Genomic DNA, 16,587 nt, shown 5'->3' on the forward strand with positions numbered 1-16,587 from the left:
TGACTGGTTTTCTCAGAGAGGCTGGCCCGGCACTGGGCCAGCAGGAAGGCGTGGAAGCAGGCCTGGCGGGAGAGGGAGAGGAACTGCGTGTAAGAGACGGCCCGGGGGAAGAAGCTTTTGAGCTCCCCGAGCACCAGGCGCTCATAGTAGTACTCGAAGCACTTGAAGCCCGAGAGGTGGTAGAGGGTCAGAATGGTGAGCACCTCGCTCTCAGAAAGGGAGGGCCTGCGTCCGGCCGGATGCTTGGGGGCCAGTCCTTTGGGCAAGGGGTGGGAAGCGAAATAAGCCTTTACTTCCTGGCAGAAATCATCGATGAAACAAAACACTTCTACGACCTTGGTAGTATCTATGAGAAAGTGCATAAGGCTAAAGGATTAGGTGAAACATCAGTCAATATTTCTACCTGACCTTTAGCCTTCTTGTTTACCTAAAACAGCCTTTTTAAACTCTCGTAATTCCCGAGTTCACGTTATTTAGCAAATTAGTGCAACTATATTTTTATAAATGCTATCATTTACCTGCTATAGTACAACTACTGTATGAAGTAGCGGTAAAGAAGATGGTGCTTCTTCAGAACCTCGGTGAAAAGGCACGGGCCTTCAGACGAGCTGGAGCTCCCTGGCTCTCTTGAGGTACATGTTGATGGTGCCGGTCCTGAACTTCTTTCCCCTGATGGTTTTCAGGTTGATGCTGTTGAGGTGGCTGGCGATCTGCTGCGGTGACATGCCCCGGTGCACCTTGTCGAGGATAGTGTCCAGAATCTGCTTGTTGGTATCACTGGCCAGGGCCTTTAGCAGGAAGGACGCCACCATCTAGAAGGAGTAGGTACAGCATACACAGCATGCCTGTTGGTGCTGTTTTCAGGAGGCGGGCGTGAGGTCTTTGTGAAAGAGGTAGTGCACCGTTCCTTTCCGGAAGGGCTTGCCGTTGCGCGTCAAGTATCCCTCCCCGTTGAGTTCATCGGCAATCTGCTGGAAGGTATAGCCCTGCTCCCGGTAAATCCGCACCAGGCGGGAGGCCTGCCGGTTGGCTTTGTTGGAGGAGGCGTTCTGCCGACGGACCTCCAACCCCTTCTGTCGGGCGGCCAGGCTGAGGTTCTGCGGCGAGCCCAGTTGGAAACCCTGCGCTTTCTTAGCCTGCAGGGCGGCGCGGGTGCGCTGGGAGATGAGCTCGCGCTCATGCTGGGCGAGCAAGGCGAAGATGCCGATGGTGAGGGTGTTGGCCTCAGGCATGTCGGCGCAGACAAAGTCCACGCCGCTGTCGCGGAGCGTGAAGATAAAGCCGGCGTTGCGGCTGAGGCGGTCGAGCTTGGCGATGAGGAGCGTGGCCTGCCGGGATTTGGCCAGGGCGATGGCCGCCTGCAGCTGCTCGCGGCTGTCGCGCTTGCCGCTCTCTATTTCGGTGAACTCTTCGAGGATTTCCTCCCCGGTCTTTGCGAAGCGGCGCACGGCGACACGCTGCGCCTCCAGGCCGAGGCCGCTCTGGCCCTGCCCCTTGGTGGAGACCCGGTAATAGGCTACGTAGTTTCGCATCTTTTTCTCCCTTTTGTGTAAAGCATGACAAAGTTACCGGAAAAATCAGCCTTGTCAATGTTTTTAAACGGTCGTTTAAAAAGCTTGACAAAACAGCTCAAACTAATTTAATTAGCAAAACAAAAGATAATTGTCAACAGTATTAGTAGCTTATAGGCAGCAGCCGGGAAAGTCCTTTCAGCCGGAATACAACAAAAAGATAACGCTATGGCAAAAACAGGTTTTGTCTCGGAGGCAGGGGCGCACGGCTTTTCCTTCGACGGCCCTGGCAGCACGCACTTCTCCGTTACCGTCGTGCTCGTGGAAGATGAAAACAGAAGGGAAATAGAAGAGGGGTTCCGCCGCATCCGGGAACGGCACTTTCCTGATGGTAAACTCCCTTTAGAAGATGTGCACGGAATAGTACAATACAGGCAGCTTCTGGAGAAAATAAAGGAATTGGACTTTTCCTTTCACACCCTGCTGGTGGACAAGCGCAAGCTGCACCAGAAGTCACCGCTGCAATACAAGGGCACGTTCTACAAATTCCTCTCCGGGCTTATCTACAACAACCTCTACCGCACCGTCCCGGACCTGAGCATCGTGGCCAATGAGCTGGGCACACCGGAGTTCATGGAAAGCTTCCGCCGCTACATCCACGAGAACCACCAGGTGGACCTTTTCTCCCCGGCCACTTTTACCTTTTCGACAGGGGAGGAGGACGTGCTGCTGCAGCTGGCTTCCTTCCTGGGCGAAAGCCTGAATGGGTTTCATGCCGGATTATCGGAGGTGGATGTGGAGCAGGAGCTGTCTGAAAAGTGCGTGGGGGTCATCCGCTGGCCGGAGGGGTACGTGCCCTACACGGTTGACACCGAGGGCTTGGCAGTGGATGCACAGGACGAGGCCATCACGGCGGCGGCGCAGCTGCGGGCGCGGGAGTATCTCCAGCGGCACGCGGGCAGCGAGGACCCGGTTGTCCGGAGCCGGATGGTTTTCGTGGAGTACCTGCTGATGGTGTTCACCTACAACTACAGGACCCGGTTTATCCATACCTACGAACTGCTGCAGCACCTCAACTCCTATAAGTACGAGAACTACACCGAGCACCGCTTCCGCTCACTCGTGGTAGGGCCGGTGCGGGACGAGGGGGTGCTCATCGTCTCCTCCAGCGCAGGCTACAAGTTGCCCTGCTCCACCAGGGACATTTACAACTTCTTCAACTACTACAATCAGCAGATACAGCCCATGCTCGCCAGGCTGGGCCAGTGCCACCGGGCCCTGGAGCTTGCGACAGGAGGGGAGTTGAATGTGCTGGAGCAGCCGGAATATGATAACCTGAAAAAGCTGCTGGCGAAACTTGCCTGATAGATGCGACTGCTTGGATAAAATAGTTATTCCTCATCAGAGGCAACGTATCATCAAGCCGTCTCAAATATTATAGATGATTTTGATTTGTGAGATGGCAAAAAGAGACGCGATACAGGCTGCAGGGGCAGGTACCGCTAGAAGTTCCACGATCCCATCATTCTCACGTTTTCCGGGACAACCTGACAAAATGATCACCACCTGTTGCACTGAGGGTCAAACCAGGTGAGAAGGGCAATAGAGGAGTGTTTTTCCAGGACAGCATTACATCAGTGAGGGCAGATGGACTCGGGAACAGCCGGGAGATAGGCCGAGCATCAGTAGGAAAATACCCTTAGCATCCTTCTAGCAGCCACTGCTCTGCACTTTCTGTGTCAAAGAAGGCCTCCATCCCAATCCTGCCCCTGAAAACAGGCTTTGAGTGACTGCAAAGCCTATCTGCTACAGCCTGCAAAAAAACATCCTCCGGCATGATAATGGCAATTTTGCGGAGGCTGGTATCTTTGAGTAGGGGGAAGAATACCTCCACTAACCACACCTGGTCGCTGAGGGTAGGCGAATAGAACTTAGCGGTGTTGTAAAGCCAATAGCTGACGCGCTGCTCTCGTATAAACTGCCCCACTAGCAGCATGCTCTCCCTGTAGCTTTCACTGTTGACCACGCTAATCCGGGAGCATCGAAGCAAAGAATAATCCTCGTCTATAACGCATGACATGTAATCTTCAAGTTTTCTCATAAGCCAGCTTGAATTTACGAGTTATCGGATGCTAATATGATTATACGAAACTCGGGAAAGTGGGCATGCCGGTGTTAGAACCCTTGATTATGGTGGCAGTATAAGGTGTAAAGGACTGAAGAATAAGGAACAGCTGGCAACCTGGTATAGGATTGATAACGTAAAAACTGTCAACTTTTTTCAGAATGTCTTGTCCTGCTATAGGTTGACACAAAGCCGACAGGCAGTTACGCTCACAAAGCACAAAGCTTTATGGGTGGGCTTGCAGGCCCGGGTGCCTACCCCGTAAAAAAGTGATGATAAAACCCGTAATTGCTACAGTGATGAAGTTTACTCTGAGAGAAGGGTAGTTTATAGTCACTGTTTAAACTACCTTTTGACTTTATTGATTCTGCTTATACAACCTGATGACACCTTCTATTACTTCAACCAGCAACAGCGGCTCTAACTTCCTGTCCGGAGGCGGTGAAATGGGTGAGCGCATTCGCTCGCTCGACTGGTCAAAAACAGCTGTTGGCCCAACAGACAGCTGGCCGCAAAGCCTGCGCACTGTTCTGAGCTTAATGCTTCACTCCAAGTTCCCCATGCTCCTGTATTGGGGTCCGGAACTGAATTGTTTTTACAACGATGCGTTTCGCCCCAGCCTTGGCAATGACGGCAAGCACCCGGAATCCTTAGGTAAGCCAGCGCCTGAATTCTGGGCAGAAGCCTGGCATGAGGTGGAACGCAACATCACGCGGGTAAAGGCAGGCGGAGAGGCTGCCTAGAGTGAAGACCAGCTGATCCCGATTCACCGGAACGGGAAAATCGAAAACGTATACTGGACCTACAGCTTCAGTCCCGTTCATGATGAATCAGGCACTCCGGGTGGCGTGCTGGTGACCGGCATTGAATCTACCCAGAAGGTACTTACTATGGCACGGCTTGAGGAGAGCTCAGACGAACTAAGCTTTGCCATTGAGGCAACAGAACTGGCTACCTGGGACGTAAACCCGCTTACCAACAAGCTAAAGGGGAATGCAAGGCTGAAGGAATGGTTTGGCCTGGGTGCATACGAAGAAGTGGACTTGCAGACAGCAGTGGCTGTGATTGCAGAAGAAGACAAGGCACGTGTTGTGTCTGCCATAGAACGGGCTTATCAGTATGCTTCCGGTGGAGGGTATGATATTGAATATTCCATCATCAACCCGGTTACAAAGCAGGAACGCCATGTGAGAGCCAAGGGAAGAGCCTGGTTTAATGCAGACAGGGATGCTTACCGCTTCAATGGCACCCTGCAAGACATGACCACTGAAGTCCTGGCGCGAAAACGAATGGAAGAAAGTGAATCCCGCTTCCGTAGCATGATTGAACAGGTACCAGTTGCCATTGGCTTAACCCGTGGCAAAGATCATGTGTTTCAGGATATAAACCCAACCATGTTGCGCATCATGGGCAGGGAACATAAGCAGGAGGTGATTGGGAAGAAACTGATTGAGATATTACCTGAGCTCCAGGACCAGCAAGTGATGAGATTTTTACATCAAGTTCTGGAAACGGGTGAGCCTTTTATAGGCAATGAGGTGCCAAGTCATGTAAATATCGGTGGAAAGCTTGAGCTAGGCTACTACAATCTTTCCTATACCCCCCTTTTGGAAGAAGGTAAGGTTAACGGAATTATACATGCAGCGGTCGATGTAACCGAACAGGTACTGGCCCGAAAAAAGGTAGAGGAAAGCGAGCAGCAGGTACGCTCCATGATAGAAGCTGCACCTTTTCCTATAGCTGTGTATGTAGGCCAGGAGATGAGGGTGCAAAGCGCTAACCAGGCAGTTTTTGATGCATGGGGGAAAGGCAACGATGTGATGGGCAGAAAACTGGCAGATATTCTTCCTGAGCTTAGGAGCCAGCAGATATTTAACCTGCTGGACCAGGTGTATACAACAGGGATTGCCTACAGTGAAAAGAACCAGAGAGTAGAGCTGGTAGTGGATGATAAACGACAGACGTTTTATTTCAACAATAGTTTTACACCGCTTTTTGATGAAGCAGGTAAGGTGTATGGCATTATGAACACTGCTGCCAGTGTAACAGACCTGATAACTGCGCAGCAAAGGGTTGAAGAGTACGCACAGGAACTTCAGGAAAGTGAACGGCGCTTCCGCAGCTTTGTGCAGGCAAGCAACGACACCTTGTACAGGATGAGCCCCGACTGGAAACAATTGTACACGCTGGAAGGAAAGGTCTTTCTTTCCAGCATAAACAAGCCAACCGAAAATTGGGTAAACGATAACCTTCCGCCAGAGGAACAGGCAAGGATACTGGAGATCATCAGGGAGGCTATACGGACCAAAAGCGTTTTTGAGCTGGAGCATCGCGTAATTAAAGCAGACGGCACAATCGGCTGGACATTCTCCAGGGCTATTCCGGTACTCAGCCAGGCGGGGGAAATCATAGAATGGTTTGGGGCTGCCACCGACATTACGGAGCAAAAGGTGGCTCAGGAGGCGCTTAAGGATAGCGAGCAGCGATTCAGGGATATGGCCGATGCCTCTCCTACTTTGATATGGACCTTGAACCCGGATTCATCCATGAAATACGCCAATAAGTCCTTGCTCGATTTTTTATGTGTTTCCTACGAGAGGCTCGCTGTCGATGACTGGATAGCCTATATTCACCCCGATGACCTGGAGCGTCACCCATACGATAGGAGAAGCGACAAAGGGGCACAGGCACTTCCGAAACGAGCACCGTTTTCTTCGCCATGACGGAGAGTACCGCTGGCTGCTTTCACAAGGCGCCCCCAGCTATCGATCGAATGGTGATTTGTACGGCTATGTCGGCTCCTCCATCGATATCACGGAGATAAAACAGGCAGAACTGAAACTACAGAACTTAGCCATGGAGCTTGCCGCGGCCAATGAAGAGCTGCGGGCATCCAACAATCAGGTGCAGGAAACGAACGATAAGCTCTCCAGCAGCAACCGGAAATTAAGCCACATCAACGCGGACATGGACAACTTCATCTACACAGCCTCCCATGACCTACGGGCTCCCATTTCCAACATTGAGGCTCTGATGCATGCTCTCCTGGAGGACATTTCCGTTGAGAGCAGGGAAAACCCCGCTGTTGAGAACCTGTTCAAATTGATGGGTGCTTCCATCGAGCGTTTCAAGCGTACGGTCAATGACCTGACGGAAATCACAAAGCTGCAGCGGCAAGAGGCAGGTGAAGAGGACATGCAGGTGGCCCTCTATCAAATAATCAGGGAGGTACAGCTGGACCTGAACTCCCTGATCGCGCAAGCGAATGCCGAAATCCAGGTGGATATACAGGTGTGCGAGCTTATCGACTTCTCCTCCAAAAATGCCCGGAGCGTGGTCTATAATCTACTTTCGAACGCTTTGAAGTATCGGTCACCCGAGCACCCGCTGTTGATACACATCGATTGCTATCAGCAGGAAAACTACCAGGTGCTGTCCGTGCAGGACAACGGACTGGGGATGGACCTAACGGATAAAAGCAAGGTGTTCGGCATGTTCAAGCGCCTCCACGACCATGTGGAGGGCTCTGGTTTGGGGCTGTACATCGTCAAGAAGATTGTTGAGAATGCGGGAGGAAAGATTGAGGTGGAAAGCAAGGTGAATGAGGGGACGACTTTCAGGGTGTTCTTGAAAGGGCAGCAATAGCTATTTTATTTTCTACTGTTAATGTTTTGGAAATCCAGGCTTTGCCCCAAACTTAAGGTATTGCGAACATACAAGCTTTTCTATGTTCATTGCGCCGCTGGTAAGGCAGCAACACTTCCCCGACGACATGGAGCCAATAAAGAGCATACTCATCATTGACGATGACACGACCAGTGTCTTCCTGGCCAGGCGCCTGCTCAGCAGCATAGACAGCGGCCTGCAGGTCCATGGCGCACAGAACGGAAGGGATGCTTTGGCAATCCTGAAAGAGGCAAAGGAGAAGGCAGCGCCTCCCCAGCTTATCCTGCTTGACATCCACATGCCGGTCATGGACGGCTTTGACTTTCTGAAAGAGGTGGGACAACACGGCCATGTGAACCTGATTGACACAAAGATAGTGCTGCTCACAGGCAGCCAGAACCCGGTGGAGATAGCGCGGGGCAAGAACCAGCTGGCGGCTACGTTCCTGCAAAAGCCGCTCACAAAGGAAAAGCTGCGAAGCATCCTCTACTGACGCGTTGCCTGTTTGCTGTATAGCCCTTTAACCTAAGAATGGTGCTGCCGAATAACCGTGGCAGAAGCAATATCAGGAAATACTGGAGAGGCTTCTTCCATTCGGGAGGAGTCTCTCCAGTTTTATAGGATTTGAGCCCTTGAGGCATTATGCGCGGATGCAAGCTCCCTCTCTGCTTAGGGCACTGCCAGAGCGCAGGGTCCGGCAGCAGGTGCCTGTCACAAAAACCTGGACAGCTTCTCTAGGGTAAGGGGCTTTTCGATGAAATCAAAGACCGGGTATTCCTTCGCCTTTGCCACATCCAGGGCATGCGTCGATGAGCTGAGCAGCACGATCCGGAGTGCGGCGCTGTTCAGGTCAGCCGAGTTTTGCAGCTCCTCTAAAAACCCGAAGCCGTCCAGTACCGGCATGTGGATATCGAGCAGAATCAGCTCCGGGCACTGCTCCTTTTGACATTTCTCCCTGACGATATCCAGGGCTTCCCGGCCATGGCGGGCGGTGAGCAAATCCACCTCTGTCCCAGATTGCCTGAGAAGCCTTTGCGTTATGAATGCGGCGGCGGCATCATCATCCACCAGTAATACTCTTTTTGTTTGTTCCATTCTTGTACACCAGGTTAAACAGCCAGGCCATGCGCTACAGCAACACGGCAGTTCCTCTATACGGAGATTGTCTCCGTCAGCTTGGGAGAGGCAGAGAGAACAGGGCTTTGTAATTTGTCCTTCCAAGACTACGAGCCCCACTCTCAGGTAGCGGCGCAAGTCCGGTAAGCGCCCCCTCCAGGAGGCTGTGGGGGCTGTTTCTCCTATTACTGCTTTTATGCTAAACAGAGCCGGTTTATAAACGGGGTGCAGTTTGGAAGGGATAAGGGGATATTCCTGCAGCAGGGGTAGGTAAACGACAAAGGCGGACCAAGTAGTAGCCCTGCCGGGCACTGCATCGAATAGCAATCAGTATTTAATGAAGGGCATGCTTTCGTCAGAGAGTGCATAGTCATCTGCACCACCAACAAAGTAGCCGCCAACAAATATTCCGGCTCCGGCGTTTACGGCATTTGCCCCTGACCTATAAGCCACCATACTACCGTCTATGGTAGAGAAGCTTGGCATGTCTTCCTCAAAGCCAGTGTCTGCCTTCGGGGAAGAAGAGACCATGGTAAAGATTCTTCCAAGGTTTTTCAGAACCTTGTTGTCTATAACGTTTGGGCGATAAGAAGTAGCTGCAATACTCATGTGGCTGTCAGTTTCAGGTTCTGCATATTCAATGTTACACAACTATTCTGCACAGCAATAGGAAACAAATATGCGTGGAGTAACATAAATCCAGAGCCAACAGCAGCAGCTGCCAAAGAAACAGTCTTGTACTGTTCTTTGCCCGGATAAAACTTTTAGCTGATATCAGAGATGTTTGTAGATTATTACTTAAATATAATATTTGTATAATATATACTAAGCACTATACAAAGTAACATTCCGTCACCTGCTTTTTGGCAACAGGTAGCACAAATTATTTCGCTTTTTTACCTCACAACTATATCAGGTAAAAGCGAACAGGGCTATAAAATAAAAAAAATCAATTTTCAGCACCCCTTGGAGTATTGCTTCGGTATATAACTTTACATATATTAGCGCATTTTAATATTATAGACAATGACATTACCTGTTGCAGAAAGAAATTGTAAAGTTTTGCGGAAGCGCAGGCATCAATACTTGCTGAACCCAGCTGGCTGCCCAATTCATCTTGTTCACCAGCAGATCAAATTCAAAGAAGATAATTTGCTCAAGTTCACTCTTGTTTGCAATCCAGCCTTTCTGGCTAATCCTGTATTTCAGCTGCTTCCATAGTTTCTCAATCGGGTTCAAATCAGGAGCATAGGGCAGGTTGTTGACCAGGTAAATCTGCAGCCTTCTTGCCAGGCGTTCGACAGCCCCAGTTTTATGAGCAGGCAAGTTATCCCACAACAGGACGATGGCCCTGTACTCTGAATGAGCCTGCCTGATTAGTGGCAGAACCCGCAGCATTTCTTCCTCAGAGGAAGTAGCTATTTCCAGCGCCAGTGAGTGTCCCTGCAGTGCATAAAAGCCAAAGGTGTTCTGTTTGACCTTCTCTGTGTTCACTCTTCTTTTGGCCTTCTTCTGGAAGGACCATAACCTGGCCGTGTTAGCCTGTAAGTAAGTACCCGTTTCATCTGCCAGTCCTATTGCTACTGCCTCCAAAGGAATCTGCTGCAGTAGCAAAGCATCAAAGGTAGCCTGCAGGCGTTGCTGCAACTGCTCTTCAGCCCTTTCACTGCGGCGGTAATCTACCGGTTGTGGTTTATAGTGGCACATGCCCATTCCATGCAGTATCCTCCGCAGATGCCGCGGGCAATAATGAACACCAAATCGCTCTGCTAACAAGGAAGCGACCTGCTCCAGCGTCCAGAACTGTTGCTCGCTGGCAAGCATTGCCTTGAGCTCTTGCTGTGCAGAGGCATCAAGCCGGCGGCCTGCTCCTCCTCCTTGTCCCTGCCTGTTTACAAGCCCGTCCTCTTTTTTTTATTCCAGTCACCTATCCAATCATAGATGGTTCGCTCACTTACCCCTGTAAGAGTGGCCACCTGCTGGACATTGCCTATTTGAGCAACTAATCGAAGCACGATGGCTTTACTGTCTGAGTGATAGCTGCTGTAGCTGTTTATAAACTTCTCCAGACGTTCGGGTTCTTCTATCTTGCTGCGCATCTCCAGTAAAGGTATGTACTGCTATTTTAACGTTCTGCAGCAGGTTTTGTCACTGACTATATGAGAAGTGATTCTATACGAAAACGGATTTATAAGGCTAGAATACGACGCCTCCACCGATTTGCTCTATGTCGATGGGCCCGATGTTCAGGGGTATGCCCTGATGGGGGTTTATGAAGCTTCCAATATTATTTTGGGAGCCATAGGCAAGTACAATATAAAAAGACTCCTGATAGACTCCAGTGAGACGATTGTTGACGTCAGCCAGGAAGACTACAAGGTTGTGATGAACCAGTTCACGCGCGAGCTGATGAAAACATCCCTGCAAAAGGTAGTCCGTGTTGCCACCAGCGATGCCGCCAGGGAGAGCGGGGTGGAGAAATACGTGAAGCAGGTGAATCAAAGAGCCAAGCCTTCGCTTGCGTTTCAGAACTTTACCAGCAGAGCCGCCGCCATTGCCTGGCTAAGGGCGGAATAGCCCGGCACCGTCGCCTTTACCGTTGTTCTTTCCGGATGGGGTGTTCGATTAACGGCCCGTTGATTACAGGAAGTAGTGACGTGGAAACTACTCGAGTTAAGAAAGGAAAAAACATCATTTTAACACCCATCATAACAGGCTGTCAGAAAACACAAAAAACAGCAATTACCCCTTTCAAACATATGCAGGCTGCTTTTGACAAAGACTGTATGTTTGCCGATAGCTTCTGCTCTACAGTCGGTCCTGGTGAACATAACTGTCGTTATGAGGTAGCCGATAAGCTATTTTCACTAAACTAATTGTTCAAAAACAGTATTAATCAACGGGTAATATTCCGTATAAGGCACTGTTGCTTTTTTAGTGGGAGTCATCTCTATTTCCTCCTTGCTTCTTTTTTGTGCTCTTCTGCATCCCAGGTAATGCCCCAGCGCTTTATGTATTCTGCCAGCGGTTGTAGTCCCGCCGCAGCTCTTCTTTTATCCACGTTGCCCGGGTCTTCAAGTGGTAATACATAGTATTCACCGCTTTCTGGGTCCCTGCCAATCTGGCTTCCATAAATCTGTTTTTTCCCCTGACTCAAAGCAACTCGGTCTTCCAGCAAAGACAGGCTTTCGGCGTTTGCGTTTCCTTTTTGAACAGCCTCCCGCATCATGGGCAAGTACTTTGCCTGCGTGGCAGAGTCAGCATGCTGGATAACTAAGAACAAGGTGGTGTTCCCTTGCTGGCCAACCTCCTGTGCTCCAAGCCAGCCATGCTTGTCCAGGATTGCCTTTACCTTCCTCAGGTTGATGGAGTCTACTGCTGCCATACGCTGCCACAGGCTTTGCATTTCCTTGGATTCAAAACCGTGTGCCTTGGCCACGTTGTCCACCATCAGCCTGTATTTCTGGTCCTCCCGGAAAATGGTGTCCAGTTGCTGCACCAGCGGGTTGTTGAACCTGGTGTCTGCTTTGGTGAGCAGTTGCTGCCAGCGTTTGTCCTTCTTCAGGGGGCCAAAGGCTGGCTCCGTTGGGAAAGACCGGTAGTTTTTGAAGTCATCGATGCCGCTGTAGGTAACCACACGGTCCAGTTTCCGGAAAGCGCTGTCTAGGTTGCTTACCTGTGCCCATGCCCGGGCTGAGTTGTATAGGTCCGGCACGTACCCTTTCCAGTTGTTTAGCTTAAAAGCGGCTGTGTATGTGCGGGCGGCCTCTTGGTAGGCCTTTGCCCGGTAAAGCGAGTCCGCCTTCTTTGCCAGGTCAAAATACTCCTGAGGGGCCTGCTGCCCTAAAGAAACCTGCTGCCCCAACAACAGGTGCATGATAATTACGCAGAACACCAATTTATACACTCCCATCATTTATGACTTTTGTAATGCAGCCACCTAACAGGGCCTGCATATGTGAATGAGGAATATACGCAATATATAGGGCAGTATAAAGCAGGCTAAAGTAAATACAGCTTACCTGTAAAAACCCACTGTTCCACCTGTGGTGGTGTATCCCTATAGCTCCCGTTATGGACTCATAAGCCAAGTTATATTAAGTAAGAGTCAGCATTTTGTGCATGAAGTGAGGAAGGCACCCCCTCATGTGTTTTGCTAGCTGCTATACTTACATGATTAGTTCCGCCAGCACTTTTTCCAGCTCTTCCCCTTTTATATCCTTATAAATCACTTTCCCCTCTGGAGAGATAAGGAGAGTAGAAGGATAGCTCACTACACCGTGCTGTTCCACAATCTTATCGGACAACACCTGTGACCAGGTGAGCCCATGCTTTTCAATTAGCTTTGCCACGTCTTCAGGTTTTGATTGTCCGATTATCCCTACAACTTCGAACTTACTCTTATCATACTGGGCGGTTAAGGCTTTCAGCCTTGGAAACTCCTTTATGCAGGGACCACACCACGTTGCCCAGAAATCTAACAGAACATACTTCCCTTTCAACAGCTCAGTTGTAACCTCCTTCTCTGACTTAAAGTCTTTTCCCTTGAAGTCAAGCGTAGGGAATCCAATCTGTGCTGATTTTACCGTATCAGGATGCTGGACTTTTCTGATTCTGGCTACACTCTTTTTCCCATCAACGCCCAGGTACTGGTACATAACATCTCCCAGGTAGAAGTACTGGTTAGGACGCACAGGCACAGACAAGTCCACTGTTGTGTTCCTCGCCTTATTTGTTAGTACTACCAGCTTGTTATCCTCTTCATTCAAGTCCTTTGAAACAAAGCTGCCGCTTTCAATAGCAATCTCATAAGCCTTGCCCTGTTCGTTTATAGTGGCGGTGTAATGTCTTGGGAAATTGAAATAAACATTCTCATCTTCTGGCATGCCAATAATGGCTAAAAGAAGCGTCTCTTCAACCACTTTGCCATTGCGTAAACGTTGATACTTTACCTGAACAGCGTTATCTGCAAAGCTTTTATATTTCTCAAAGTTTAAAGGCTGAGAGTACATTAGAAGCGGCCGTGCCTTTTCGTCAGAGAAGTCACTGTCTGTGTCTGAATCGACAAGCCACATTTTATTTCCCTTTTCATCCTCACCTACTATGGCGTAGACGGAAACCCTCAGAGGCTCTTTGAAGAGCTCTTTATCATTGGGTACATATTTCAGGAGCTGCATCCACTGGTCAAACATTTCTTTTGAAATCTTCTTACCAATGAAAAGCTGGTAAAAGAACTGCTTCTCGTCAACCCTAAATTGGTGCCGGGTGATGTTTTTAAGGTTCTTCGGGATTCCTCTCAATTCCAAACGGAAAGGGCTGTCTTCGGCCTCTGCCATAATGCCCCCTACACCTGGATGAAACACGCTGTACCCTTGGGAAAGAGCTAGTGGCACCTCTGTTATTCCCTGTGCGAAGGTGTTAAACACACAGCAGAGCAGAAGAGAGATAGTAAAAAATGTATTAATTATCATTTTTTTATATTTAAGAGCTTAGTCCAACATTTTAAAGCAGCTAACTAAAAATAAACTTGTTTTATCAAGTTTGGCTATCCAGCGGTAGGCGTATAAACGGGAGCGGGTAGGAATAATCTGTTACCGAGCCGCCGATTATTCTAAAGCCACGGTATTTATCTGATACCCGGTACGCAGGACTCAACACCTGTACAAGAGAGTCAACTTCATTGAGAAAGAACTTTCTGCCGTAGTAACCTGTAAACTGGCAGTCAAAGCCGCTTACTTCCAAGGGATGAGAAGTATTGGTCTGTTGAGCTATGTAGTCAAACAATGGCTGCACTTGCTCGCTTTGAGCCCATACCTTGAATAGGCTGTTGTTGAAAGCAGCAAGTGGGTCTTCGTTATTGCTGATACTCTTCCATGCTCTGCGGCAATCATAGAAACCACTCTCGAAAACAACTGCCTCGAAACCGTACCTGCTGTGTAACAGTTTCACCACATTGCTGTAAAGTTGGAAGGTAGTTCCGTCACCATGATTCTGCTCACCCAAGAGAATAACCTGCTTGTCTGCGAGCACCTTATCAAAATAAGCTATGGCCTGAGAATCAGGGAAAGATGCAAGACTGATGGGAATAGCGTTCTGCCTGAGCCAAACAGATTTTTCTTCATTTTCCTGAGCTAACACATCCTTGGTAATCATGCCAAGGAGAATCAGGAAAGCTCTTAAGTTGCAATATGAAATCAATTTGCTTCCCATTTTTTTAGTGACACCCCACTACTGGATAGCAGGAACTGCACTCCTGCTATTCTCCAAAATGCAGAAGTATATACGGAATCTAACTACCGAATATACTATATATTCTTGTCAAAATAACACGACCCCGCGTATAGTTTTAGCTCCCCTGAAAGTACCAAAACCGGCACCTCCTCCAGTTGGCTGGAAAGGGGGCTTCACTTATCAAGCATTATGATAAATGCTGTCCCACTGGAAGATTGTCTTGGTATTCCAGCGGTTGAATGAGAAAAGCAAGTGTCAACCTGTATCAGGACAAGACATGTTGCGTTTCGTTGCACTTCTACATTGGGTTTCGTTGCGGCTAGCATTTAGGCAAAACAGGTTTGGACTTCAACAAGCTAACACCTACTTGCCATCTCAAAATATCCCCGTTTTCTGAGTTCAACTATATCAGGACGAGATACTCTGTCTGCAAAACATGTGCAAACGGTGGAGCCTCAACTGCAAACATTTTTAGAAGAGAAAGATAAAGCTACCTCTCCTGTTGGCTTTGACGATAGTAACTGTAATCCCCCATCTGCAACCACAGCTTATACTCTTCAGGGATAAAATGCTGCTTCATTACAAGCTTTACTTTTTGCGGAATTCGTGTGTCGATACCGCCTTAGCAGCAGTGTGCTGCTTCCCATCATCATAATAGGTGCTGCTGCCAAACTCGGTTGACAGAGCAAGCCTTGATTCAGAGATTGATGCAATTTCCTGTTTCGGCCGCTCTACAGCCATGTCAATGTAAACAAAGGTTTTACCGTTCTCTTCTGCAATCGTATACGAGCTGCTATCTGTCACATAGGTAGTGCCTATGTACGCTGACACAATAACCTCATTCTCTTTAAACTTTAATGTGTAGGTGCCTCCTCCCCCAAACTCGTGAACCTTTATACCGTCTGCGTCATAATAGTCTGTACGGGCATTGGTCAGCTGCCACTCCCCTAGAATCTGCTGCTCTACAGGAGGACTGGGGGCTTCTTCCTCTGTGCAGGAGGTGAATATTAAGAATAATAAGGCAGGTAGCAGCAGGTACAGCTTTTTCATAAAAAGGCTTTTGTAAGACAATATGGTTTGAAGGCTATATACTATCGACAAACAAGAAAGGATGTGTTCTAACTGATTTACTCCCCCATCTGGCTAAAGGGCAAGTGCTACGGGGACAGGGGCTACCTCTCCTCCCTGCTCGAGGAGCTCCTGGAGAAGGGCCTGCACCTGGTCGCTAAGACAAGGAGGAACATGAAAAACATGCTCCTAACGCTCAAGGACAAGCTCAACCTGATGAAGAGAGGAGGCATAGAGGCCGTCAATGACATCCTCATGAGCGTCTGCGACATCGACCACACCCGACACAGAAACCCGCTCAACGCCCTGGTCCACATCCTCTCAGGCCTGACCGCCTACACCTTTCTCGACCACAAAAACAAAAGGTTTAACCCCGCCAGAACATTGGATTAATTCCCGAGTTCACGTTAGATTAGAAGTTGCCAAAAACAAAAGGCGGCTGTCTCTCATGAGAGACAGCCGCCTTTTAACATAAAAGTGATGTTTTACTTCGTGATCATCATTCTGTTTGTATATGTTTTACCACCAGTGTTGATGCGATACAAGTAGGTGCCGCTTGGCAGGTTGCTGCCATTAAACTGTACGGTGTGGCTACCTGCTGCCTTGCTTTCTGATACAATTGTATTCACTTTCTTGCCCAGGATATCAAATACCTCCACCGTTACGAATCCATCCTGCTCAACTGCATAGCTAATTGTAGTAGATTCAGAGAACGGGTTAGGGTAGGTGAAGCTCTGTGTCCTCTGCTGAGCTCCTGCAGATTGCATACCGGAAACGTCTACAGTAGATAGTGCCTTCCAGCCTTCGAACGTGCGGGTGATCACGACGGCGAAGTCAGCGCGGGTAACATCCTGCAGCGGCTTAAACGTG

17 protein-coding genes and 3 pseudogenes are annotated in these 16,587 nt (G+C 49.2%); 7 read left to right on the forward strand and 13 right to left on the reverse strand.

The window, feature by feature from the left end:
- The 3 genes and pseudogenes from E1919_RS28310 to E1919_RS25775 all read right to left on the reverse strand — a co-directional run.
- A pseudogene (locus tag E1919_RS28310) lies at window positions 1–362 on the reverse strand (IS982 family transposase); the annotation flags it as partial.
- A 237-nt stretch (window positions 363–599) separates the two neighbouring features.
- Window positions 600–812, reverse strand: a complete 213-nt coding sequence (locus E1919_RS25770) for a recombinase family protein (protein WP_162056287.1) — start codon at window positions 810–812, stop codon at window positions 600–602.
- Window positions 813–860: 48 nt separating this feature from the next.
- Window positions 861–1,532, reverse strand: a complete 672-nt coding sequence (locus E1919_RS25775; RefSeq protein ID WP_162056288.1) for a recombinase family protein — start codon at window positions 1,530–1,532, stop codon at window positions 861–863.
- A 207-nt stretch (window positions 1,533–1,739) separates the two neighbouring features.
- Between E1919_RS25775 and E1919_RS25780 the strand changes: the two genes are divergently transcribed.
- Window positions 1,740–2,876, forward strand: a complete 1,137-nt coding sequence (locus tag E1919_RS25780; RefSeq protein WP_162056289.1) for a DUF3800 domain-containing protein — start codon at window positions 1,740–1,742, stop codon at window positions 2,874–2,876.
- Between the two features lie 334 nt (window positions 2,877–3,210).
- Here E1919_RS25780 and E1919_RS25785 read toward each other — a convergent pair whose 3' ends face one another.
- Complete coding sequence (locus tag E1919_RS25785) at window positions 3,211–3,612, reverse strand: hypothetical protein (protein ID WP_162056290.1); 402 nt, start codon at window positions 3,610–3,612, stop codon at window positions 3,211–3,213.
- Between the two features lie 407 nt (window positions 3,613–4,019).
- Here E1919_RS25785 and E1919_RS25790 point away from each other — a divergent pair, with 407 nt between their 5' ends.
- From E1919_RS25790 to E1919_RS25805, 4 genes are all read left to right on the forward strand, one after another.
- Window positions 4,020–4,379, forward strand: coding sequence for a hypothetical protein (locus E1919_RS25790; protein ID WP_162056291.1), 360 nt, complete (start codon window positions 4,020–4,022; stop codon window positions 4,377–4,379).
- A gap of 147 nt (window positions 4,380–4,526) precedes the next feature.
- Complete coding sequence (locus tag E1919_RS25795) at window positions 4,527–6,359, forward strand: PAS domain-containing protein (protein WP_162056292.1); 1,833 nt, start codon at window positions 4,527–4,529, stop codon at window positions 6,357–6,359.
- Entirely contained in the window at window positions 6,274–7,281 is a 1,008-nt protein-coding gene (locus tag E1919_RS25800; protein WP_162056293.1) for a sensor histidine kinase, read from the forward strand. The genes E1919_RS25795 and E1919_RS25800 overlap by 86 nt, the downstream gene beginning before the upstream one ends.
- Window positions 7,282–7,363: 82 nt before the next feature.
- Window positions 7,364–7,795, forward strand: a complete 432-nt coding sequence (locus E1919_RS25805; RefSeq protein WP_162056294.1) for a response regulator — start codon at window positions 7,364–7,366, stop codon at window positions 7,793–7,795.
- 218 nt (window positions 7,796–8,013) lie between these two features.
- On the opposite strand, the gene E1919_RS25810 is transcribed toward E1919_RS25805, so the two are convergent.
- The 4 genes and pseudogenes from E1919_RS25810 to E1919_RS25825 form a co-directional block, all read right to left on the reverse strand.
- Window positions 8,014–8,397: a response regulator gene (locus tag E1919_RS25810; RefSeq protein ID WP_162056295.1), complete on the reverse strand. Its 384-nt coding sequence runs from the start codon at window positions 8,395–8,397 to the stop codon at window positions 8,014–8,016.
- Between the two features lie 348 nt (window positions 8,398–8,745).
- On the reverse strand, window positions 8,746–9,027 hold the full coding sequence (locus E1919_RS25815) for a hypothetical protein (protein ID WP_162056296.1): 282 nt from the start codon (window positions 9,025–9,027) through the stop codon (window positions 8,746–8,748).
- A gap of 423 nt (window positions 9,028–9,450) precedes the next feature.
- Window positions 9,451–10,263 (reverse strand): annotated as a pseudogene (locus tag E1919_RS25820) (IS630 family transposase); the annotation flags it as partial.
- Window positions 10,264–10,310: 47 nt separating this feature from the next.
- Window positions 10,311–10,517, reverse strand: a complete 207-nt coding sequence (locus tag E1919_RS25825) for a helix-turn-helix domain-containing protein (RefSeq protein ID WP_162056297.1) — start codon at window positions 10,515–10,517, stop codon at window positions 10,311–10,313.
- Between the two features lie 67 nt (window positions 10,518–10,584).
- Between E1919_RS25825 and E1919_RS25830 the strand changes: the two genes are divergently transcribed.
- On the forward strand, window positions 10,585–10,995 hold the full coding sequence (locus E1919_RS25830; RefSeq protein WP_162056298.1) for a hypothetical protein: 411 nt from the start codon (window positions 10,585–10,587) through the stop codon (window positions 10,993–10,995).
- Between the two features lie 373 nt (window positions 10,996–11,368).
- Here the strand turns inward: E1919_RS25830 and E1919_RS25835 are convergent, their stop codons facing one another.
- The 4 genes from E1919_RS25835 to E1919_RS25850 all read right to left on the reverse strand — a co-directional run bounded on the left by E1919_RS25835 (window position 11,369) and on the right by E1919_RS25850 (window position 15,699).
- Window positions 11,369–12,334, reverse strand: coding sequence for a DUF6624 domain-containing protein (locus E1919_RS25835; RefSeq protein WP_162056299.1), 966 nt, complete (start codon window positions 12,332–12,334; stop codon window positions 11,369–11,371).
- Window positions 12,335–12,587: 253 nt separating this feature from the next.
- The gene (locus tag E1919_RS25840; RefSeq protein ID WP_162056300.1) at window positions 12,588–13,889 is read right to left on the reverse strand and encodes a TlpA family protein disulfide reductase; all 1,302 of its coding nucleotides are present in this window, start codon (window positions 13,887–13,889) and stop codon (window positions 12,588–12,590) included.
- A gap of 64 nt (window positions 13,890–13,953) precedes the next feature.
- Window positions 13,954–14,628 (reverse strand): erythromycin esterase family protein, encoded by a 675-nt coding sequence (locus E1919_RS25845; protein ID WP_162056301.1) that lies wholly within the window; start codon window positions 14,626–14,628, stop codon window positions 13,954–13,956.
- 609 nt (window positions 14,629–15,237) lie between these two features.
- Entirely contained in the window at window positions 15,238–15,699 is a 462-nt protein-coding gene (locus tag E1919_RS25850) for a hypothetical protein (protein ID WP_162056302.1), read from the reverse strand.
- Window positions 15,700–15,792: 93 nt separating this feature from the next.
- Here E1919_RS25850 and E1919_RS25855 point away from each other — a divergent pair.
- Window positions 15,793–16,110: pseudogene (locus E1919_RS25855) on the forward strand (transposase); the annotation flags it as partial.
- 92 nt (window positions 16,111–16,202) lie between these two features.
- Here the strand turns inward: E1919_RS25855 and E1919_RS25860 are convergent.
- Window positions 16,203–16,587, reverse strand: a 385-nt coding sequence (locus tag E1919_RS25860) for a T9SS type A sorting domain-containing protein (protein ID WP_162056303.1), incomplete at its 5' end; no start/stop codon positions are given.

This window comes from Pontibacter pamirensis, from assembly GCF_010015475.1.
Taxonomy (GTDB): domain Bacteria; phylum Bacteroidota; class Bacteroidia; order Cytophagales; family Hymenobacteraceae; genus Pontibacter; species Pontibacter pamirensis.